Origin of the sequence: Pantoea dispersa (genome assembly GCF_019890955.1) — a bacterium.
In the GTDB taxonomy this organism is placed as follows: domain Bacteria; phylum Pseudomonadota; class Gammaproteobacteria; order Enterobacterales; family Enterobacteriaceae; genus Pantoea; species Pantoea dispersa.
On the sequence record NZ_CP082346.1, the window covers coordinates 1,537,271 to 1,558,502 of the forward strand.

20 protein-coding genes and 1 other annotated feature are annotated in these 21,232 nt (G+C 51.8%); of the genes, 7 read left to right on the top strand and 13 right to left on the bottom strand.

Annotated features, from left to right (window positions below; all coding sequences use genetic code 11):
* The first annotated feature begins 38 nt into the window (after nucleotides 1-38).
* The 6 genes from K7H94_RS07000 (at nucleotide 39) to K7H94_RS07025 (ending at nucleotide 8,778) form a co-directional block, all read left to right on the top strand.
* Nucleotides 39-1,151 carry a glycosyltransferase family 4 protein gene (locus K7H94_RS07000; protein ID WP_276523018.1) on the top strand — a complete coding sequence of 371 codons (1,113 nt, stop codon included), beginning with the start codon at nucleotides 39-41 and terminating at the stop codon, nucleotides 1,149-1,151.
* A gap of 133 nt (nucleotides 1,152-1,284) precedes the next feature.
* Nucleotides 1,285-2,694, top strand: a complete 1,410-nt coding sequence (gene gndA / locus K7H94_RS07005; protein WP_222951862.1) for an NADP-dependent phosphogluconate dehydrogenase — start codon at nucleotides 1,285-1,287, stop codon at nucleotides 2,692-2,694.
* Nucleotides 2,695-2,785: 91 nt separating this feature from the next.
* Complete coding sequence (locus tag K7H94_RS07010) at nucleotides 2,786-5,296, top strand: acyltransferase family protein (protein WP_222951863.1); 2,511 nt, start codon at nucleotides 2,786-2,788, stop codon at nucleotides 5,294-5,296.
* 37 nt (nucleotides 5,297-5,333) lie between these two features.
* Nucleotides 5,334-6,269: a glycosyltransferase family 2 protein gene (locus tag K7H94_RS07015; RefSeq protein ID WP_222951864.1), complete on the top strand. Its 936-nt coding sequence runs from the start codon at nucleotides 5,334-5,336 to the stop codon at nucleotides 6,267-6,269.
* Between the two features lie 7 nt (nucleotides 6,270-6,276).
* Nucleotides 6,277-8,322, top strand: a complete 2,046-nt coding sequence (locus tag K7H94_RS07020) for a glycosyltransferase family protein (RefSeq protein ID WP_222951865.1) — start codon at nucleotides 6,277-6,279, stop codon at nucleotides 8,320-8,322.
* Nucleotides 8,323-8,388: 66 nt separating this feature from the next.
* Nucleotides 8,389-8,778 carry a GtrA family protein gene (locus K7H94_RS07025; protein ID WP_222951866.1) on the top strand — a complete coding sequence of 130 codons (390 nt, stop codon included), beginning with the start codon at nucleotides 8,389-8,391 and terminating at the stop codon, nucleotides 8,776-8,778.
* Between the two features lie 38 nt (nucleotides 8,779-8,816).
* Here K7H94_RS07025 and K7H94_RS07030 read toward each other — a convergent pair whose 3' ends face one another.
* The 12 genes from K7H94_RS07030 to hisL form a co-directional block, all read right to left on the bottom strand.
* On the bottom strand, nucleotides 8,817-9,932 hold the full coding sequence (locus K7H94_RS07030; protein ID WP_159378493.1) for a succinylglutamate desuccinylase/aspartoacylase family protein: 1,116 nt from the start codon (nucleotides 9,930-9,932) through the stop codon (nucleotides 8,817-8,819).
* A 112-nt stretch (nucleotides 9,933-10,044) separates the two neighbouring features.
* Nucleotides 10,045-10,842 (bottom strand): ABC transporter substrate-binding protein, encoded by a 798-nt coding sequence (locus K7H94_RS07035; RefSeq protein ID WP_021509348.1) that lies wholly within the window; start codon nucleotides 10,840-10,842, stop codon nucleotides 10,045-10,047.
* Between the two features lie 66 nt (nucleotides 10,843-10,908).
* Nucleotides 10,909-11,385, bottom strand: a complete 477-nt coding sequence (locus K7H94_RS07040) for a YbaK/prolyl-tRNA synthetase associated domain-containing protein (RefSeq protein ID WP_222951867.1) — start codon at nucleotides 11,383-11,385, stop codon at nucleotides 10,909-10,911.
* Between the two features lie 105 nt (nucleotides 11,386-11,490).
* Nucleotides 11,491-12,102, bottom strand: a complete 612-nt coding sequence (hisIE, locus tag K7H94_RS07045) for a bifunctional phosphoribosyl-AMP cyclohydrolase/phosphoribosyl-ATP diphosphatase HisIE (RefSeq protein WP_021509350.1) — start codon at nucleotides 12,100-12,102, stop codon at nucleotides 11,491-11,493.
* A complete protein-coding gene (gene hisF, locus K7H94_RS07050) occupies nucleotides 12,096-12,872 on the bottom strand; it encodes an imidazole glycerol phosphate synthase subunit HisF (protein WP_021509351.1) in 777 nt (258 codons plus the stop codon). The genes hisIE and hisF overlap by 7 nt, the downstream gene beginning before the upstream one ends.
* Nucleotides 12,854-13,591: a 1-(5-phosphoribosyl)-5-[(5-phosphoribosylamino)methylideneamino]imidazole-4-carboxamide isomerase gene (gene hisA, locus K7H94_RS07055; protein WP_059011594.1), complete on the bottom strand. Its 738-nt coding sequence runs from the start codon at nucleotides 13,589-13,591 to the stop codon at nucleotides 12,854-12,856. Before hisA ends, hisF begins: the two co-directional genes overlap by 19 nt.
* A complete protein-coding gene (gene hisH / locus K7H94_RS07060) occupies nucleotides 13,591-14,181 on the bottom strand; it encodes an imidazole glycerol phosphate synthase subunit HisH (RefSeq protein ID WP_010617671.1) in 591 nt (196 codons plus the stop codon). Before hisH ends, hisA begins: the two co-directional genes overlap by 1 nt.
* A complete protein-coding gene (gene hisB, locus K7H94_RS07065) occupies nucleotides 14,181-15,248 on the bottom strand; it encodes a bifunctional histidinol-phosphatase/imidazoleglycerol-phosphate dehydratase HisB (protein WP_021509354.1) in 1,068 nt (355 codons plus the stop codon). Before hisB ends, hisH begins: the two co-directional genes overlap by 1 nt.
* On the bottom strand, nucleotides 15,245-16,321 hold the full coding sequence (hisC, locus tag K7H94_RS07070; RefSeq protein ID WP_222951868.1) for a histidinol-phosphate transaminase: 1,077 nt from the start codon (nucleotides 16,319-16,321) through the stop codon (nucleotides 15,245-15,247). Before hisC ends, hisB begins: the two co-directional genes overlap by 4 nt.
* Nucleotides 16,318-17,625: a histidinol dehydrogenase gene (hisD, locus tag K7H94_RS07075; RefSeq protein ID WP_222951869.1), complete on the bottom strand. Its 1,308-nt coding sequence runs from the start codon at nucleotides 17,623-17,625 to the stop codon at nucleotides 16,318-16,320. Before hisD ends, hisC begins: the two co-directional genes overlap by 4 nt.
* Before the next feature lie 3 nt (nucleotides 17,626-17,628).
* Nucleotides 17,629-18,528 (bottom strand): ATP phosphoribosyltransferase, encoded by a 900-nt coding sequence (gene hisG, locus K7H94_RS07080; RefSeq protein WP_222951870.1) that lies wholly within the window; start codon nucleotides 18,526-18,528, stop codon nucleotides 17,629-17,631.
* A 54-nt stretch (nucleotides 18,529-18,582) separates the two neighbouring features.
* Nucleotides 18,583-18,704, bottom strand: a sequence feature (His leader region).
* On the bottom strand, nucleotides 18,680-18,727 hold the full coding sequence (hisL, locus tag K7H94_RS07085) for a his operon leader peptide (protein ID WP_100396937.1): 48 nt from the start codon (nucleotides 18,725-18,727) through the stop codon (nucleotides 18,680-18,682). It overlaps the preceding feature by 25 nt.
* 180 nt (nucleotides 18,728-18,907) lie before the next feature.
* On the opposite strand from hisL, the gene K7H94_RS07090 reads away from it, so the two are divergent.
* Nucleotides 18,908-19,735 carry an SDR family oxidoreductase gene (locus K7H94_RS07090; protein WP_222951871.1) on the top strand — a complete coding sequence of 276 codons (828 nt, stop codon included), beginning with the start codon at nucleotides 18,908-18,910 and terminating at the stop codon, nucleotides 19,733-19,735.
* A gap of 195 nt (nucleotides 19,736-19,930) precedes the next feature.
* Here K7H94_RS07090 and K7H94_RS07095 read toward each other — a convergent pair whose 3' ends face one another.
* Nucleotides 19,931-21,211: an NAD(P)/FAD-dependent oxidoreductase gene (locus K7H94_RS07095; RefSeq protein WP_058771096.1), complete on the bottom strand. Its 1,281-nt coding sequence runs from the start codon at nucleotides 21,209-21,211 to the stop codon at nucleotides 19,931-19,933.
* Nucleotides 21,212-21,232: the final 21 nt, after the last annotated feature.

Here is a 21,232-nt window from a genome sequence, read left to right on the forward strand (position 1 = left end):
AAAACGATAGAAGCGTATGATCAGGTTTTTAAATTAATATGATAAAAGTTCTTCACTGTTATAAAACTTATTATCCCGATACATTTGGCGGTATTGAACAAGTTATCTATCAACTTGCTGAAGGCGGCGTTACAAGAGATATCTCTTCAACAGTTTTTACCCATACGCCAAATGAGTCTGGGGAAGCTTCTCTTGATAATCATTTAATCATTCGTAATAAGACAAGTTTTGAAGCTGCTTCAACCCCTTTTTCTTTTTCCTCGTTTAAAAAATTCAGAGAGCTTGCTGATAAGTCAGACATTATTCATTATCATTTTCCCTATCCGTTTATGGATATCCTGCATTTCTCGAATTTTACAAAAAAGCCATCGATCGTAAGCTATCATTCCGATATTGTTAAACAAAAGGCCCTGCTAAAACTTTATACACCATTGATGAATAGGTTCCTTTCCAGTGTAGATTGCATTGTTGCTGCATCACCAAATTATGTCGAAAGTAGCCCGATTCTGCAAAAATTTAAAGATAAAGTTAAGGTCATTCCCTATGGTCTGAATGAAAGTTTTTATCAAAACAATGATCCCCAGGTATTAGAAAAGTGGTCCCAGCGATTCCCTAACGGCTTTTTTCTTTTCATTGGGACTTTTCGTTACTATAAAGGGCTTCACATACTCATCGATGCTGTCGCTGGTAGTGATTATCCTGTTGTCATTGTTGGTGCGGGACCCATCGAATCTGAACTGAAAGCGCAAGCCCAGTCGTTGGGTATCGACAATATTCATTTCCTTGGTGCATTACAGGATGACGATAAATCTGCGTTATTACAGCTTTGCACTTGCTTAGTTTTTCCTTCACATCTTCGTTCAGAAGCTTTTGGTATTTCTTTGCTTGAAGGGGCTTTGTACTCAAAACCACTGATTTCAAGCGAAATTGGAACCGGTACTACTTTCATCAACATTGACGGCCTTACCGGTCTGGTTGTCCCGCCTTCAGACCCCAGGGCTTTACGCAAAGCTATGGATGAGATCTGGTTCAACCCAGAGAAGGCTCATACCTTTGGCCAGGCTGCTCAACAACGATTCGAAAAACTTTTTACAGCGGACAAGATGATTGAAAGTTATGCAGGTTTTTATATGTCCCTGTTAAATAAGTAAATTTCATCACTCGCTGCATTTCTTAAAAAGCATCAATAATTACCTCTTATCACCTCTCATGAGTTAACATATTAGTCACTTACTGAATGGTGTTACTGGTAACACCTAGCGAGACCACAGACAGGAGTATGTAATGTCCAAGCAACAGATCGGCGTTGTAGGTATGGCAGTGATGGGGCGCAACCTTGCTCTTAACATCGAAAGCCGCGGTTACACAGTCTCAATCTTTAACCGTTCACGTGAAAAGACTGATGAAGTTATCGCTGAAAATCAGGGCAAAAAACTTGCTCCTTATTACTCCGTGGAAGATTTTGTCGAGTCGTTAGAAAAACCCCGCCGCATCCTTCTGATGGTACAGGCAGGTGAAGCGACAGACAAAACCATCGCTTCACTAACGCCACACCTTGATAAGGGCGACATCCTGATTGATGGTGGTAACACCTTCTATAAAGACACTATCCGTCGTAATAAAGAACTGTCTGATCAGGGCTTCAACTTCATCGGTACCGGTGTCTCCGGCGGCGAAGAGGGCGCACTGAAAGGCCCATCGATCATGCCTGGCGGTCAGAAAGAAGCGTATGAACTCGTAGCGCCAATTCTGGATAAAATTGCCGCGCGTGCAGAAGACGGTGAAGCCTGCGTTACTTACATCGGTCCGGACGGTGCAGGCCACTACGTGAAGATGGTGCACAACGGTATCGAGTATGGCGATATGCAACTGATTGCAGAAGCATACGCTTTGCTAAAAGGCGCACTCGGACTGAACAATGAAGAGCTGGCTAAAACCTTCACTGACTGGAACAACGGTGAACTGAGCAGCTACCTGATCGACATCACCAAAGATATCTTCACCAAGAAAGATGAAGACGGTAAATACCTGGTTGATGTGATTCTGGATGAGGCAGCCAACAAAGGTACCGGTAAATGGACCAGCCAGAGCTCTCTGGATCTTGGCGAGCCACTTTCTCTGATCACTGAGTCAGTATTTGCTCGTTACCTCTCTTCACTCAAGTCACAGCGTGTTGCAGCTTCTAAAGTGCTGAGCGGCCCTCAGGCGCAAGCCTTCACCGGTGACAAAGCTGAGTTCATTGAGAAAGTGCGCCGAGCACTGTATCTGGGTAAGATCGTTTCTTATGCTCAGGGCTTCTCTCAGCTGCGTGCGGCTTCAGAAGAGAACAACTGGAATCTGCATTACGGTGAAATCGCTAAGATCTTCCGTGCTGGCTGCATCATCCGTGCACAGTTCCTGCAGAAAATTACTGATGCTTATGCGACCGATGCTAACATCGCAAACCTGTTGCTGGATCCCTACTTCAAAAACATCGCTGATGAATATCAGCAGGCGCTGCGTGATGTTGTCTCTTATGCCATCCAGAACGGTATTCCAACGCCAACCTTCTCAGCGGCAATTGCATACTACGATAGCTATCGCTCAGAAGTGCTGCCTGCCAACCTGATTCAGGCTCAGCGCGACTACTTTGGTGCACACACTTATAAGCGTATTGATAAAGACGGTGTGTTCCATACCGAGTGGTTAGATTAATTAAGCACAGTTGTAAATGACCCGGCTTTGCCGGGTTTCTTTTATCATAAAATGTTTAAAAATATAAAAACTTTTCAAATGGTGTTGGCGAATGAATCAAAAGGTTTCAGACAAACATATTTCTTACCATCCATTTATTGATGGATTACGAGCCCTGGCAGTACTATCTGTAGTTCTTTTTCATCTGAATTCGAAAATACTACCTGGCGGTTTTGTTGGTGTAGATGTTTTTTTTATTATTTCAGGTTTTATTGTCAGTGCTTCGGTTGCAGCCTTTCAGGGAAGCACAATATTGCAATTCTTTGCAATATTTTATAGTCGAAGAATAAAGCGTATATTTCCTGCATTAATCTTTATGCTTCTGGTTGTTTTTTTTATATCCACTGCGTTAATTCCCGGATCGTGGTTAAGTTGGGTTAATCAGTCAACAGGTTTATATGCTTTTTTTGGTTTTAGTAATTTCATCCTTGCTTCTACAGGAAGAGATTATTTTGCACCTACAACAGATTTCAACCCATTTACGCATACCTGGTCACTGGGTGTCGAAGAGCAATTTTACCTGATATTTCCTTTTTTTTACATTTTTTGGTTATCATCGGGCAAGAGATATATATCTTCCCTGATTTACTTAATTCTTGGTATAGCCTCTTTAGTACTCTCTTTTAAATTATCAGTAACACAACCGACTCAGGCATACTATTTTACACCTAGTCGCTTTTGGGAGTTAGCGTCGGGTGTTCTGTTATATCAGTTCATGTCCACATTCAGGCAGCAGCTGATTTCATGCGAATGGATAATCTGGCTTAAAAGAGTGACTGGTGTTCTCTCTTTGGCAGGTTTATTGGCTTCATTTGTTATAACAAATACTAATCGTTTCCCAATGCCTGGCGCATTACTTGCAACAACTAGTACGCTTGGGCTAATTTTCAGCCTTTATTTTAGCGTTGCGCTGTCAGGCGTTAATAAATTATTAAGCAACAATTTTCTAACATTTGTGGGCAGGCTTTCATTTTCTCTCTACCTATGGCACTGGCCCGTCTTTGTATTGTTTCGCTGGACCTGTGGATTAGAAAGTGTATTTCAGCAATTGCTTGCATTATTGATAACAGCATTATTTTCGCTTTTCTCTTACTTTTTTATTGAAAAACCTGTTCGCACTTCACGATTTATTGCTAAGAAAAACAATTGGGTGATTTTATCGACAGGGATATTGGTTATAAGTGCAGCGTATGTGGTTGCTTTAAAAGTTGATTCGCATGTCGGAAAAATTTCGCAAAGTGTATTAACTAAATCTCCACAGGACTGGTATCCAGAGGGGAGCGGGTTTGTTGAAGGCTATCCGGGATGTCAAGCTGAGCCTGAGCATGTTAATGTGAATGGTGGGTTATTGCTAATCTATAAACCGCAGGGTTGCCTTAATCCTGTTTCTTCAGACTCACATCAGGTTTTCGTTATTGGAGATTCACATGCACTGGCTTATTCAGGATTATTTAAAAGTTTTGCTATAAAAACACAGACGACAATTTATGCCTATAATAACGGTGGCTGCCCGTTCTTAAGTTTTACACCGGAAAGAGATCTGGATGTACCTCAATGTCAGCAATATTCAGATTCATCGCTTCAGGATATTGTGAAAAGAATAAAGCCAGGTGACGTTTTATTCTTGGCTTCATTAAGATTACCAAGATTTGTAGACCAGTGGGCCTATTTTGGCGATAAGCAGCATGCTGAAATACTCTTTAGTGAACATGCTGAACAAGGGCGTAAGCGTACTATAGACTACGCTAAGTACGCTTTGAAACCGTTTGTTGATAAAGGTGTGAAGATAGTTTTTGAAGCACCAAAGCCACTTTTTAAGATCCCTGTCTATCGATGCGCTGATTGGTTCAACAAGATAAATCCTATCTGCAAGGGAGGCGATTCAATTTCACGTGAGACAATTGAACATAATCGTGCTCCGATTTTAGCCAGTTATTCAGAATTACAAAAATTTATTCCATTGAGTATATGGGATCCTTTACCGACATTATGTGATAAAACTAGCTGTAATGCCTACAAAAATGGCAAGCCGTTATTTTTTGATGGAGATCATTTGAGTGGATATGGTAATAAAGTCTTGTTGCCTTCTTTTATGGCCTTCATAAATTCACTCGAAAATGGTAAGCGTCAGGAGATTGATTTTGCTGGTAAGAAATTAAATATCGATTTTACTAAGTCTTATTATCCTCCTTTTATAGAGGAGATTGAGGGGCTTTCACAACATGAAGTGTGGGGACGCTGGTCTGACAAAAATGAAGCCGAAGAAGTATTAATAAGATTCAAAAGCGACTTGCCAAAGCACTTAATTCTTACTTTTAAAGCCCATGCTTTTGGACCTAATGCAAATAACAGCGTCAAGATTAAATATGCTGGTCTGACACACGAAATTAAATTAAATGAGAATGAGTCAATTCAATCTGTTGAATTTAACTCGAATGAGAGTTCAAATGAAATCTTTGTTGTTCCCCCCGTGCCAACCACACCAAAATCTCTTAATATTGGAGAAGATTTGCGGATGTTAGGAGTAGGCATAGTTAGCCTTGAAATTAGTGAAGTAAAATAGTGAAAATTGCAAATTTATTAGATATGGATTGCCAAAAATGATTGATCAAACAGATTATGATATTGCAGTTATTGTACCCTGCTATAATGAAGGCGTTTCTATTTCGCAAGTTATAAATGATTTCAGGGCACATCTGCCATCCGCATCCATTTATGTCTTTGATAACAATTCAAGTGATGATACAGCAGAAAGAGCGATTGAGGCAGGTGCCATAGTTTTTACTGTTAAAGAACCTGGTAAAGGAAACGTTGTCAGGCGTATGTTTGCAGATATTATTGCTGACATTTATATTATGGCTGATGGCGATGCAACCTATGATGCAGCAAGCGCTCCAAAAATGATTGAAAAGTTGATTTCTGAACGTCTTGATATGGTAGTTGGCGTTAGAAAGCATGAAGATAAAGAGGCATATCGTCTAGGCCATACGTTTGGTAATAAGATGTTAACAGGCTGTGTGAAAAGTATATTCGGCGGCAAGTTTTCTGACATGTTATCGGGGTATCGTGTTTTTTCGCGTCGCTACGTAAAATCATTCCCAGCAATGGCTAAAGGCTTTGAGACAGAAACAGAACTTACTGTACATGCTCTTGAGCTAAGAATGCCATATGGAGAAGTTGATACGCCTTATGGTGCCAGAATGGAAGGATCTGAGAGTAAATTGAGCACTTACAGAGATGGGTTTCGTATTGCTAAAATGATTCTCAGACTATACGCGACTGAGCGCCCATTAATGTTTTATGGAATTTTAGCGCTAATTTTCAGTATTACCGGTATTATTTTAGCTTTTCCTCTCGCCATTTATTATTTTGAAACGGGACTTGTTCCTCGCTTACCAACCGCGGTGCTTTCGACAGGACTAATTCTTTTGTCAGCGATTTCATTTGTAACCGGTTTGATTCTTGAAAGCGTGACTGTAGGAAGGCGTGAACTTAAGCGGCTTTCTTATCTTTCTGTTCCTGTAAAACGTATATAATTATACTATGATGAAATTAACTTCAAACAGCATTGTCAGATTCATTTTTTTTATTCTGTCATTAATCGCGACCTTCAGTATTGTTTTCCATACTCAACTATTAACGGGTTTTGATTTCGTTACAGGTAGTCGATTCGATGGCATGATTGAAACTAGCATTTTACATCACTGGTACAACGTTTTAACTGGTCATGCAAAATGGAATCAAGTAGCTTACTTTTATCCCTATAAAGATACTCTTGGCTATAACGATGGCTATCTTATTTTTGGAATAATTTACGCTATATATAAGTTACTAGGTTTTGACGTTTTCCTAGCATCCGAACTTGTAAATGTCTCTATAAAATCTCTGGGTTTTTTATCTTTCTTTTATCTCACACATCATGTATTAAAGTTGGGTTTTTATACTTCGCTGGCAGGCTCAATAATTTTTACCCTGAGTAACTCTCTGACTGTACAAATGCATCATGCTCAATTGCTGAGTCTGGCCTTTGCACCGTTATTAACTGCCTTGCTTCTAAAATATTTTTCAGCTCTTACTTTAGGAGACAGAAAAGGGGCTATTATTAACGGAAGTTGCGCAGCTATTTTTTTATCAACCTGGCTGATAACGACTTTCTATATGGCCTGGTTTTACCTTCTTTTCGCACTTTTTTTCATTTTTATATTTTTTTCGTCTGTTATTTTTAATAAAGATGCAAGGCGTAAACTGTTTGGAAATCTAGAGCTTTACTCTATCTTTGTACCTGTTGTTTCTTTCATTGGCTCACTGATTCCTTTTCTGATTGTTTACTTGCCCAAAGCTAAAGAAACGGGTGGGCAAAATCTGGACTCTGTAACCTATTATGCGCCTAAAATTGGTAATCTTCTCGATCCAGGTTCAACAAATTTTGTTTTTGGTAATATTGCCGATGTTTTATTTACCAGGCATTTTTCATCTGTCCAGCGAGTAGGTGAACTGAATGTTGGATTTCCCCCCTTCATACTGATGGTTTTCATTGTAGCCTCATGTTCTTTTTTATTCATAAAAAAGAAGGATATATCGGCGAAATTAATTGCAAGTTTAATTCTGGCATTGTTTATATCATTTGCTGTAATGATTAAACAGGGTGATTTTTTTCTATGGGAGTATATCTGGAAATTTGTTCCCGGCGCTAAAGGCATGAGGGTTACTTCGCGCTATGCGCTATTTCTCATCTTCCCACTCGCGCTTTTAGCTACGTTATTTATCTCAGGCAGAATAGTCCGGATAGCAAAACCATTAGCATTCTTGTTTAGCATACTACTTATTACTGAGCAAATAAATATTTCGCATAGCGCTAACTTCGATAGAAAAAACAATCTGGCATTCTTAAAAAGTTTGCCAGTGCCCCCAGCTGAATGTAAATCATTCTATGTGTTAGGGCAGCGAAAAGGCGAGTTTGATGTAGATAGCGATAAGATTGACATTAATCTCTACCCCCACAATGTTGATGCTATGTTTATTGCTGAAATCTTCCACCTGAGAACTATTAACGGTTATTCCACTTTCAATCCTAAAGATTGGGACTTTGCAAAGAACCCGCTAAATACTTATCTGCCCAGAGTGCTCAAATACGCTGATGCTCACAGTATTCGTCAGGGTTTGTGTGAGTTTGATTTAAATACACTCAAGTGGTCATATTTTACCGGACCTCTAGTTCCTGGTGTATCAGCGAAAATAAAAGGAGGTCTATCCTTAAAGCTTAAATCATTTTTATTGCCAGTTGACGCTACTTCAGGCCAGACACTCATGGTAACTATCGTTAATGAGAGTGATTTAGCCGTAGGGAAAAATACTTATTATCCATTGAATGTTGGTGTGCAGTTATTAGGGCCTGGCAATAAAGTTATTAACCAAGATTTTTTGCGAGTTACCATGCCCCATTTAAATGCTCATGGTGGACAAGCTGATTTAATAATAAAACTGCCTGCTAAGATTAATCAGGGTGAGAGTATACTAATCATCCCGGTCGAAGAGGGCATAACCTGGCTGGACAGTAAGGGCATCAAACCTTTACGCATATCCTTTTAATTGATATGGCCAACTAATTTTTGGTTTAGTTGGCCATGGCTTAATTCTTATTTTGTAAAATTTTTTATGAAAAAACTTATATTGTTTGGCTTTGTAGGTGTGGCTGGATTTTTAGTCGACGCACTTGTACTTTATCTGTTTAAAAACTACATGGGTTTATATAGGGCAAGGTTAATATCATTTATGGCTGCAGTTGTTACTACGTGGATATTAAACCGACAACTTACTTTTCGTGAGAGGTCGTCGGCATTAAGTAAGAAAAAAGAGTTTGCTAATTATCTCTTCTTTATGCTCTTTGGTGGTGCGGTAAACTATATTGCATACAGTATTTCCGTTTACAATTCTTCCTGGATTGCACAATATCCGGTTATCGCTGTGGCCATAGGAAGTCTGTGTGGTCTGGCGGTCAATTTCACAACATCATCACTTTTTGTGTTTAAAAATAAACGCGATTAGTTCTGATGGTGAACCGACTCGCCAGTAGGTGGTGTTAACTACACCACCAGCAACTCCCCCTTTCGTCCCGCATTTTCCCCCGCCAGCCTCACCACCAGCATTCCAGCCGTGACAAACTTGGTCAGGTTTCGTGCATACAGCACGCCGCCAAACTCAGCCACCAGCGGTGTCACGTAGTCATTGATCGGGTCGACAATCTCCGCCACCACTTCGCCCGCTTTAATCCACTCGCCTAATTTTCTGCGGTTCAGCAGCAGTCCGGAGTGTGGCGCGTGGATGTACTCACAGCCCGCCAGTTGCGTTGGTGCATGGATCAGGGCAGGGGAGTCTCCGATTTCTCCGGCAATATATCCCCCTTCAATCAGCGCATTGATAATCGCATCCGCATCTTTCTCCGCCTGTTCCGGCGATACATCGGCTACGCCGCGCAGTTCCAGCGTCACCGGCAGCAGGCCGCGCGGCATCGGGTAGTCCTTGCCAAAACGCTCAGCCAGTGTTAGCCAGGGTTCGCAGCAGGCTTCATCAAAAGGCTCTCCGCCGGAGATCTGCGCCAGTAGCTGCACTTCACTGCCAAGCCAGCGCGCCAGCGGCTCAATCTCCGGCCAGGCGTGCGGTGTGGTGTAAAGATGCGGCAAGGCATCCCAGTCGCAGTGCAGGTCAATCATCAGGTCTGCCTGGCTGGCCATGCGCATCAGGGTGAAGCGCTGGGCCTCCAGTTCGGTTTTGGCGATGCGGTCGCGGTAGTGACGATCGATGGCGTCGCGAATCAGTCGTTTGTTTTCATATTCACTCTGTGTCAGCGATCCCGCCAGTTCAGCCGCCAGCGTATCGCCCAGCGCCGGGAAGCGACGGTTAAAATCCTGACCAGAAAGAGTATGAAAACGTCCGAGGTGAGTGCCGTGCCAGTGCTGACCCAGCGCGAGCGGATTCGCGACCGGCACCAAAGTGACTTTGGCTTTCAGCTTGCCCGCCGACTCCAGCGCCAGCAGCTTCTGCTTGAGATACCACGCCACCGCCATGCCCGGCAGCTCATCGCCGTGCAGCGCCGCCTGAATATACACCCGCTGCTGTGAGTCGGTGCCGAAGTGGAAGCTGACAATTTCCCGCTGGGTGCCCAGCGTCGCGCTTAACAAAGGATGATGTTGTTGTTGCATAACGCAGTCGATGTCCTGTGTCTGGGGCACGCTCGTGGCCGCGCCGCATGAAATTGATGAAGGGAATTATAGTTCTGCTGGAAAAAGGGCGGCAAATGCGCCGCCCCATCGATCACTGCTTAATAGAGATATCCGTCGCAAAATACTTCTTCTGCAAGGTATCAAAAGTACCGTTCTTTTTGATTTCCGCGAAGGCGTTATCCAGCGCGGTTTTTAATTCGGTGTCGCCTTTGCGCAGGCCGATGGCGGTGCCAGGGCCGATAATCGGATCCTGCACAATCGGGCCAGCCAGCTCGAAATCTTTGCCCTGCGGATGTTTCAGGAAGCCGTTCGCGGCCTGTGCGGCATCGGTGAACACCACGTCAAGGCGTCCGGAAATCAGGTCGCTCTCAACCTGTGCCTGATCGCCATACGGCACCACGTTCACGCCGTGCGGCTGCCATTTCGCCAGCGCGTAGCGCTCCTGCACGGTGCCCTGTTCCACGCCCACGGTTTTGCCTTTCAGCGATTCCGCGGTGGGCAGCAGGCCGGAGCCTTTACGCGCAATCAGCTGAGTGTGGGTGTCATACAGCGGCACGGTGAAGTCGATCTGCTTCAGACGCTCTTCGGTGATACCCATATCCGACAGGATGGCGTCAAACTTACGCGCCTTCAGCGCCGGGATCATGCCGTCGAACTGGCTCTCGACCCACACGCATTTGGCCTGCATCTGCGCGCACAGCGCATTGCCGAGGTCGATGTCAAACCCGACTAACTTGCCCTGCGGCGTTTTGGATTCAAAAGGGGGATAGGTAGGATCAACGGCGAAACGCACCTGATCGATTTTTGCCTGAGCGCCGAACGCGCAGCCTGCCAGCACAGCCAGTGCCAGCGTCTGGCGCAGACGGGCGGTAAAACGGGAACTTGCCATAGTTGCGGTCTTCTTTTGTCGTGATGATAAGTCATCGAGAGTACCGCTCAGCGTGGTGTATGGCAATTAGAGTATTATTTTCATCACGTTACCATTGTGCAGTGCGCGGTAATCCTCAACCTGCAGTACCACCGACTTCTCCAGCAGCCCGGCGTTAAAGGCAATTTCGTCGTAGCGCTTGAACAGCAGCGGGTCGACCACCAGCTGTAAATCCGCATGAAAGCTAAACGGCGGAATCGCGCCAAACACGCAGCCGGTCAGCGCATCCACCTCAGCCGGCGAGGCCAGCGAGGCGCGCCGGCCACCCACAGCGGCTGCCACTTTACTCAGGTCGGCCTGCTGGTCGGCCGGTAGCACCGCCAGCACATGCTGTTTGATGCCGTTGCCCTTGACGTGACACACCAGCGCTTTGGCACCTTGTCCCACTTCCGTGCCACGAATCGCGGCCACGGCTTCACATTTACCGGTCGCTTCATGCTCCATGAGTCGGTAACGGGCGTTGTGCTGATCGAGCAGGGCGAGCAGTTTTTCATGCGTGGTCATGGAGGTTTCCATTCTGATGAAGCGCAATTGATCGCACTCTTTTGCGAAGTATGCTGCTCAAAATCGAGCCAGAAAGCCCGTTTTGAGCAGCATGGCGCACAATTGTTACTTATGGCGTGCGCGCAGGTTGTTGATGATGGTGCTGAGATCCAGCTCCTGATCCTGCAGCAGCACCAGCAGATGGTACAGCAGGTCGGAGGCTTCGTTAGTCAGTTCGTGGCGGTCATTGACGGTAGCAGCCAGCGCGGTCTCAACACCTTCTTCTCCCACCTTCTGTGCGATGCGCTTGGTGCCGCTGGCGTACAGCTTCGCCGTATAGGAGCTGGCCGGATCGGCGCTTTTACGCGAGGCCAGCAGTTGCTCCAGCTGATACAGGAACGTCCAGTCCGGTGCGGCAGGCGAAAAGCAGCTCGAGGTACCGAGATGGCAGGTGGGGCCAATCGGATTGGCCAGCACCAGCAGCGTGTCGTTATCGCAATCCGGCGTGATGCTGACCACTTTGAGGAAGTGGCCCGACGTTTCGCCTTTGGTCCATAAACGGTTTTTGGTGCGGGAGAAGAAGGTGACGTTGCCGTCGGCCAGCGTCTTGTGCAGCGCGTCCTCGTTCATATAACCGTGCATCAGCACTTCGCCGGAGACGTTGTGCTGGACGATGACGGGCATCATGCCCGCGGTTTTGGCCCAGTCCAGTCTGGCCAGTTGTTCTGCAGTTAACACGCGCGAATCTCCACACCGTTGTCGATCAGGAAGTTTTTCAACTCGCCGATATTGATAATTTGTTTGTGAAACACCGAAGCCGCCAGCGCGCCGTCGACGTTTGCCTGCTCGAAGGCTTCGAGGAAGTGCGCCATGGTTCCTGCGCCGCCGGAGGCGATCAGCGGCACCTTACACACGTCACGCACCTTCTTCAGCTGCACCAGGTCGTAGCCGTTACGCACGCCGTCCTGGTTCATCATATTCAGTACGATCTCGCCAGCGCCCAGCTTCTGCACTTCCTCTACCCAGTCCAGCGTTTCCCACTGGGTAACGCGGGTGCGCGCTTCGTCGCCGGTATACTGATTAACGTGATACTTGCCGCTGGCTTCATCAAACCAGGTATCGATGCCCACCACAATGCACTGTACACCGAAGCGATCTGCCAGCCGGGTAATCAGCGTCGGATCGGCCAGCGCGGGTGAGTTGATGGAGATCTTATCTGCGCCAAACTGCAGAATGCGCGCCGCATCTTCCGGGGTTTTGATGCCCCCGGCGACGCAGAACGGAATATCGATCACTTCCGCCACGCGCGATACCCAGCTTTTATCTACCACGCGGCCGTCGGAAGAGGCGGTGATATCGTAAAACACCAGTTCGTCAGCGCCTTCCTGGGCATAGCGCTGCGCCAGCGGGACGATGTCGCCAATGATTTCGTGGTTGCGGAACTGCACGCCTTTCACTACTTGCCCGTCACGCACGTCCAGACAGGGGATTATCCGTTTTGCCAGCATGCAATTGCCTCCGCTACCGTAAATTTATCTTCCAGCAGGGCGCGACCGACAATCACACCCTGGGCACCGCTGCCGCGCAGGGCGGCGATATCGTCCAGTGAACCGATGCCGCCGGAAGACTGGAACGCGATGTCCGGAAACGCCTGGGACACTTCCTGATACAGCGCCACGTTGGAACCGCTCAGCGTGCCGTCGCGCGAAATATCAGTGCACAGCACATGTTTCAGGCCCACCGGCTGATACCAGCCAATCACCTCTTCCAGCGTCACGCCTGCCGCTTCCTGCCAGCCGCTGATCGCCACTTCTTTGCGATTGCTGGCGTCAATGCGCACGTCAAGCGCCAGCACAATGGCGTCGGCACCGAATTCGCTGAACCAGCTTTTCACTTCTTCCGGCTGCTTCACTGCGGTGGAGCCAACCACCACGCGCGTGGCACCGGCTGCCAGCAGGGCGGCCACATCGTCACGATGACGAATACCGCCACCAACCTGCACCGGCACGCTGACGCCGCGTAAAAGCGTGGTTAGCAGCGGGATCTGGCGCTTTGCCGGATCTTTAGCCCCGGTCAAATCCACCAGATGTAACACTTCCGCGCCCTGGCGTTCATAATCCTGCAGGCGCGGCAGGGGATCGTTGCCGTAATCGCGCTGCTGGCCGTAGTCGCCCTGATGCAGGCGCACCACTTTGCCGTCGATCAAATCTAATGCGGGGATAATCATCACATCTCCAGGAAGTTTTTCAGCAGCTGCGCGCCGGCTTTACCCGAGCGCTCCGGGTGGAACTGCACGCCGAAGAAGTTATCTTTCTGCAGGGCGGCGGTGAACGGCAGGCCATAGTCGCACTGGGCGATGGTGGCGGCATTCACCGGCATGGCGTAGCTGTGCACAAAGTAGAAGTAGCTGCCGTCCGGAATGTTGCGGAACAGGTGATTGCCGGCCTGCGCGGTGATCTGGTTCCAGCCCATGTGCGGCAGCGGTAACCCCTGGGTATCCATCAGCGATACCGGCTCATCAACGATGCCGAGCGTGCTGACGCCGCCGTTCTCATCGCTGCCGCGTCCGAGCAGCTGCATGCCGAGACAGATGCCGAGCACCGGCTGGGTGCAGGCTTTCACCAGCTCGATCAGCTCGCGCTCCTGCAGCTGGTCCATCGCCGCCCGCGCGGTACCGACGCCGGGCAGAAACAGTTTGTCGGCGCGCAGCACCACGTCCGGATCGCGGCTCACCGCGGGCGTGTAGCCAAGGCGCTCAATCGCCCACTTAACCGAAGAGAGGTTGGCGCAGCCGGTATCAAGAATCACCACGTTCATTACAGCACTCCTTTCGAGCTCGGCAGGGTGTTGCCCTCAACGCGAATCGCCTGACGCAGCGTGCGGCCAAAGGCTTTGAACAGGCTTTCCACGCGGTGGTGATCGTTGCGGCCTTTGGTTTTCAGGTGCAGCGTGCTCATCATGGCGTACGACAGCGAGCGGAAGAAGTGCTCGACCATTTCGGTGCTCAGGTCGCCAACGCGCTGATAGCTGAACTCGGCTTTGTATTCGAGGTGCGGACGGCCGGAGATATCCAGCGCGCAGCGCGCCAGGCACTCATCCATTGGCAGCACGAAGCCGAAGCGGCCGATGCCGCGCTTGTCGCCCAGCGCCTTCAGCAGCGCTTCGCCCAGCGCCAGGCCGGTGTCTTCTACCGTGTGGTGATCGTCGATATACAGGTCGCCTTTCACCTCGATGTTCATGCGGAAGCCGCCGTGCACGGCGATCTGATCCAGCATGTGATCAAAGAAGCCGACGCCGGTGTTAATTTTGCTGCCGCCTTCGCGATCCAGCCACACTTCCACTTTAATCTGCGTCTCTTTGGTGTTGCGGTTCACCAGCGCGTGACGGTCGCGTTTGGTCAGGCGCGCCTGAATCGCGTCCCAGTCTTCGCCTTCCGCACCGTAGCGCAGGCCCTGAATGCCCATGTTCTGCGCCAGCTGGATGTCGGTCAGACGGTCGCCAATCACATAGCTGTTGGCGGTATCCAGCGCGCCGTCGGCCAGCCAGGCTTCGACCATTTTGGTCTTTGGCTTGCGGCAGTCGCAGTTCTCTTCCGGCAGATGCGGGCAGATCAGGATGTCGCTGAAGTTCACGCCCTGTGAGCGCAGGATCTGCATCATCAGGTTGTGCGGGCCGTCAAAATCGGCCTGCGGGAAGCGCTCAGTGCCCAGGCCGTCCTGGTTGGTGATCATCACCAGCTGATAACCCGCCTCCTGCAGCGCCAGCAGGGCCGGGATGGCGTTCTTCTCAAACGCCAGCTTCTCCATACGGTCCACCTGAAAATCCGTCGGCGGCTCAGAGATGAGGGTGCCATCGCGGTCGATAAAAAGGATCTTCTGACTCATGCTTGCTCCACAGATAAGGCTTGCAGCGCGGCGATCAGGCGCTCGCACTCTTCACGGGTGCCGATGGAGATGCGCAGACATCCCGCCAGGCCAGGGTTTTTGTTTTGGTCGCGCAGAATAATGCCCTGATCCCACAGCGTTTTAAACACTTTTGGCGAGTCGGTGAAGCGCGCCAGAATATAGTTAGTCTCGCTCGGGAAGACCTGCTGCACTACGCTCAGCTGCGGCAGCTGTTCGCACAGCCAGGCGCGGTTGTCGTTAAGCTGCTGCGCGTGCTGACGCATCAGCGCGATGCCTTGCTCGCTCAGCGCCTGCGCCGCCACGTCGGCCACCGGCGTCGCCAGCGGGTAAGGTGCAATCACCTTCAGCAGCAGATCGATCACCGGCTTGTTGGCCAGCGTAAAGCCGCAGCGCAGGCCCGCCAGCGCAAAGGCTTTCGATAGCGTGCGCAGAATCACCAGATGCGGGAACTCCTGCAGCCAGCCGGCCAGCGTTGCTTGCGGGCAGAACTCAATATAGGCTTCGTCGGCCACCACCAGCGCTTTGCCGGCGGTCATCGCCAGCAGCTGGCGGATGTCATCCTGAACAATCAGATTGCCGGTCGGGTTGTTCGGGCTGCACATGTACACCACTTTCACGCCGTCCAGCTGGTCCGCGATGGCGGGCAGGTTGAGCTGCCAGTTATCCAGTGCCGGCACGGTGCGGTACTCAATACCGATGGTTTCGGCGCTGACGCTGTACATGCCGTAGGTCGGCGGGCAGAACAGAATGGCGTCTTTTCCCGGTTCGCAGAAGGCGCGCATCAGCAGCTCAATCCCTTCATCCGCCCCGCGGCTCACCAGCACCTGCTCCGGCTGAACGCCGGCATAGGCGGCGTAGCGCGAAATGACTAATTTTGGCTGGCACTCCGGATAGCGGTTCAGCGTCTGCTGCGACAGCTCAAACGGCACCGGCAGCGGAAATTCGTTCGCATTCAGCCATACGTCACCGTTGCCACCGAGGCGACGAGCAGACTGATAGGGCGTCAGCGCGCGCACGTTGGCGCGGGCTAAATCTTCAACGTTGTTGCTCATGCTTGCTCCTTCAGGGCGGCGACGCGCAGGGTCACGGCATTTTTGTGCGCGTCCAGCTGTTCCGCGGCGGCGAGGGTTTCAATGGTGGCGGCGAGGTTGAGGAAGCCCTGCGGCGTCAGCTCCTGTACCGTCATGCGTTTCTGGAAATCGGCCAGCCCAAGGCTGGAGCAGGTCGCGGTGTAGCCATAGGTCGGCAGCACGTGGTTAGTGCCGGAGGCATAATCACCGGCGGATTCCGGCGACCAGTCGCCGAGGAACACCGAACCGGCGCTGGTGATCTCCTCAACCAGCGCGCGCGGCTGGCGCGTCTGAATAATCAGGTGCTCCGGGCCGTACTGATTGGAAATCTCAACGCACTGCGCCAGATCCTGCGCCACGATCAGGCGGCTGCTCTCCAGCGCCTGACGGGCCGTAGCGGCACGCGGCAGCTGCGCCAGCTGTTGTTCAACCGCCAGCGCCACAGCGTCGGCCAGCTGCCGTGAAGGCGTCAGCAGGATCACCTGGGAATCCGGACCGTGTTCGGCCTGCGACAGCAAATCTGAAGCGACAAACGCCGGCGTCGCGCCTTCGTCGGCAATCACCAGCACTTCAGACGGACCGGCAGGCATGTCGATCGCCGCGCCGTCGAGACGCTGGCTGACCTGGCGTTTCGCTTCGGTCACGTACGCGTTGCCCGGGCCAAAAATCTTGTCCACTTTCGGTACGCTTTCTGTGCCGAAGGCGAGGGCGGCAATCGCCTGCGCGCCGCCGACCTGAAACACTTCCTGCACGCCGCACAGCTGCGCCGCGTACAGAATTTCATCGGCAATCGGCGGCGGCGAGCACAGTACCACACGGCCGCAGCCGGCAATGCGTGCCGGCGTTGCCAGCATCAGCACGGTAGAGAACAGCGGCGCCGAGCCGCCAGGAATATACAGGCCGACCGACTTCACCGGACGGGTGATCTGCTGGCAGCGCACGCCCGGCTGAGTTTCCACGTCCACCGGCGGCAGAATCTGCGCGTTGTGGAAGGTTTCGATATTCGCCATGGCGTCTGCCATCGCCTGCTTTAAGCTGTCGCTCAGCCGCTCGCCGGCCGCCTGCATCTCAGCGGCGGACACGCGCAGATTCTCCACCTGGGCTTTGTCGAAGCGCGCGCTAAACGCCCGCAGCGCCGCGTCGCCCTGCTGTTTTACCTGCACCAGCACGTCCTGCACGGTGGCGCTGATGCTGGCCGATGCCGAGATTGCCGGACGCTGCAGCAGCGCCTGCTGCTGTTCGGCACTGCACGCCTGCCAGTCGATAGGTTGCATGATTGCGCTCATCGGTTACTCCAGCATTTTTTCAATTGGCAGCACGAGGATCGAACTGGCGCCAAGCGCCTTCAGTTTTTCCATGGTTTCCCAGAACAGCGTTTCGCTGCTCACCATGTGCATCGCCACGCGGCTCACTTCACCGGCCAGCGGCAGCACGGTAGGGCGCTCGGCACCCGGCAGCAGGGCGATGACTTCTTCCAGCCGCTCGCTCGGAGCGTGCAGCATGATGTATTTGGATTCACGCGCTTTAATCACGCCCTGAATACGCGTCATCAGCGTGTCCACCAGCTGCTGTTTCGCCGCTGGCAGTTCGCCATCGCGCTGAATCAGCACCGCTTTAGAGCGGTAGATCACTTCAACTTCACGCAGGCCGTTAGCTTCCAGCGTGGCGCCGGTAGACACCAGGTCGCAAATGGCATCGGCCAGACCGGCGCGCGGTGCCACTTCAACAGAGCCGTTCAGCAGGCAGGATTTAAACGCGATGCCTTGTTTATCAAGGTATTTCTTCAGCAGGTGCGGGTAAGAGGTGGCGATACGGGCATTATTCAGGCATTGCGGACCGGTGTACTCGGCATCGACTGGCATTGCCAGTGACAGGCGGCAACCGCCGAAATCGAGGCGGCGCAGCGTAAAGTAGCGCGGGTCTTCGCCCTGCGCGCGGCGTGTCAGCAGCTCCTCTTCCAGCACGTTTTCGCCAATGATACCGAGGTCGACCACGCCATCCATCACCAGGCCAGGGATATCGTCATCGCGCACGCGCAGGATGTCGATCGGCATGTTCTCCGCAAACGCAATCAGACGCTGCTGCTGAAGGTTAATTTTAATACCGCAGCGTGCCAGCAGTTCGCGTGATTCATCACTCAAACGGCCAGATTTCTGCATAGCTATGCGTAAACGGGTGTTATCTAACATGGTTCCTGTCCTCTTATTCAATCCTGTCTGAAGCGTTTTGGGTTGCGTTCGCCCATAAAAAAACCCCCGGAAGATGATCTTCCGGGGGCTCTCTTTGCGCTCGCACCACTGGAAGATCCTAAACGTCTTCCAGCACACATCGCCTGAAAGACTAGTCAGGGTGATGGTGATGATGGTGGTTGAACTGAACGCGTGTCATAAAAAATTCCGTTGCTGAATGAGTATTCATTTGCGTGCTGATTAACCTAACGAAGATGGCGGCGCTTGGCAACCCTTTTTTAACGTCAGTTTTCGCAACCTTCGGCAACAGTTTGCGCTGGTCTGGCTGACGCGCTGGCACTAAGATGGGGTGTCTTAGCGCGGGAGAGCAGGAGTCGATATGAAAAAGGTCGCGATTGTAGGTCTGGGATGGCTGGGAATGCCGCTGGCGATGGCGCTGTCAGCGCGCGGCTGGCAGGTGACCGGCAGCAAAACCTCACCGGACGGCGTCGATGCGGCGCGCCGCTGTGGTATTGATGCGTTTCAGCTGGTGCTGTCACCGGAGCTGGAGTGTGAAGCAGACGATTTGGCCGCGCTGATGGCGGTGGATGCGCTGGTGGTGACGCTGCCTGCCAGCCGCACCGTGCAGGGCGGCGAAGATTACATGCAGGCGGTGCAGAACGTGGTCGATACCGCGCTGGCGAATAAAGTGCCGCGCATCATCTTTACCAGCTCTACCTCGGTATACGGCAGCGGCGACGGCGTAAGAAAAGAGAGCAGTGCGCTGCAGCCGGAGACGGTAGCGGGCAAAACGCTGGTGGAGCTGGAAAACTGGCTGCATGGCCTGCCGGGCACCAGCGTGGATATCGTGCGTCTCGCCGGACTGGTCGGCCCGAATCGTCATCCGGGGCGTTTCCTCGCCGGTAAAACCAACCTGGAAAACGGCGCGCACGCGGTGAACCTGGTGCATCTTGATGATGTGGTCGACGCGATTGTGCTGCTGCTGCAAACGCCAAAAGGCGGGCACGTTTACAACCTGTGCGCTCCGAAACACCCGTCACGCGACAGCTTTTACCCGAGCGTGTCGAAGCAGTTAGGCCTGGTGCCACCGACGTTTGTTGCCGAGCCGGTGCGCGCCAGCGGCAAGGTGATTGACGGTTCGAAGATTTGTCACGAGCTGGGGTTTGAATACAGCTACGATGACCCGATGAAGATGCCGCTGGAGTAGGGGCGGTGCGGGGTTGCCCTCACCCTAACCCTCTCCCGCCCGCGGGAGAGGGAACCGCCCGAGCGCACATTCCTGGTACTGCTCCCGACTTAAATAAAGGCACCGTCCTTCTCCCTCTCCCTGCAGATGAACGCACCGTCCTTCTCCCTCTCCCCGTGGGAGAGGGCCGGGGTGAGGGCAGCAAACCGCACCCACCTAAACCCCCAGCCGATCCCTTAACGCATACCAGGCCGCACCCATCGCCGTCAGTGGCACCTTAAAGCGTCTTCCGCCGGGAAACGGCAGGTGCGGCAGCTTTGCAAACGCATCAAACCGCTCTGCATGGCCGCGCAGCACTTCGGCGATCAGCTTGCCGGAGAGGTGCGTACAGGTCACGCCATGTCCGCTATCGCCCTGCATAAAGAACACATTCTTCTCCAGCTGACCAAACTGCGGCATGCGCGATAGCGTGAGCAGGAAGTTACCGCTCCAGCGATGGCTGATCTTCACGTCGCGCAACTGTGGAAAGGTGCGCAGCAGCTTGGGCCGGATCAACGCCTCAATGTCTTCCGGTTCGCGCGCCCCATACACCACGCCGCCGCCGTACAGCAGGCGGTTGTCGGCGGTCAGGCGGAAGTAATCCAGCAGATAGTTACAATCTTCCACACAGTGGTTATTGGGCATCAGCCCCAGCGCCTGATCGCGGCTCAGCGGCTCGGTGGTGACGATCTGCGAGCCGCACGGCATGCTTTTGCGCCCCAGTCGCGGTTCCAGCTGTGACGGCAGATAGGCGTTGCCGGCAAAAATCACAAAGGTGGCGCTGACTTCACCCTGCGCGGTTTTGACCCGGTTGGGTGCGCCGTAGGTCACTGCCAGCGCCGCCGACTGCTCATAAATACGGCCGCCGTGCCGGCGAATTGCCTCGGCTTCACCTAACGCCAGATTGAGCGGGTGCAGATGGCCGCCGCGCCGGTCCAGCAGGCCGCCGACGTAACGGTCGGTGGCCACTTCACGGCGGATACCGCGCTCGTCCAGCAGCTCCAGATCGCTGTTGCCGTAACGCGCCCAGCTGGCCTGCTGGCTGCGCAGATGCCCCATCTGGCGTTGATTGAGCGCTGCGAAAATGCCGCCGGGGCGATAGTCGCAGGCGATGGCGTAACGATCGATGCGGTCGCGGATAATCTCCGCCCCTTCGAACATCATGCTGCCCAGCATCTGCGCAGTCTGTTTGCCGTAGCGTTGCTCGATGACATCGACATCGCGGCTGTAGGAATTCACCACCTGGCCGCCGTTGCGGCCGCTGGCGCCAAAGCCGACGCGGGCCGCTTCCAGCACCACCACATCGTAACCGGCTTCGGTAAGAAACAGCGCGGAAGAGAGCCCGGTAAACCCGCCGCCGATGATACAGACGTCACACTGAATGCTCTCCTGCAGCTGCGGCCACGGCGCGTGCGCGTTGGCGGTCGCGGCGTAATAACTTTGCACGTGGTGCATCATAACCTCCTGTAGCGCGTGAAC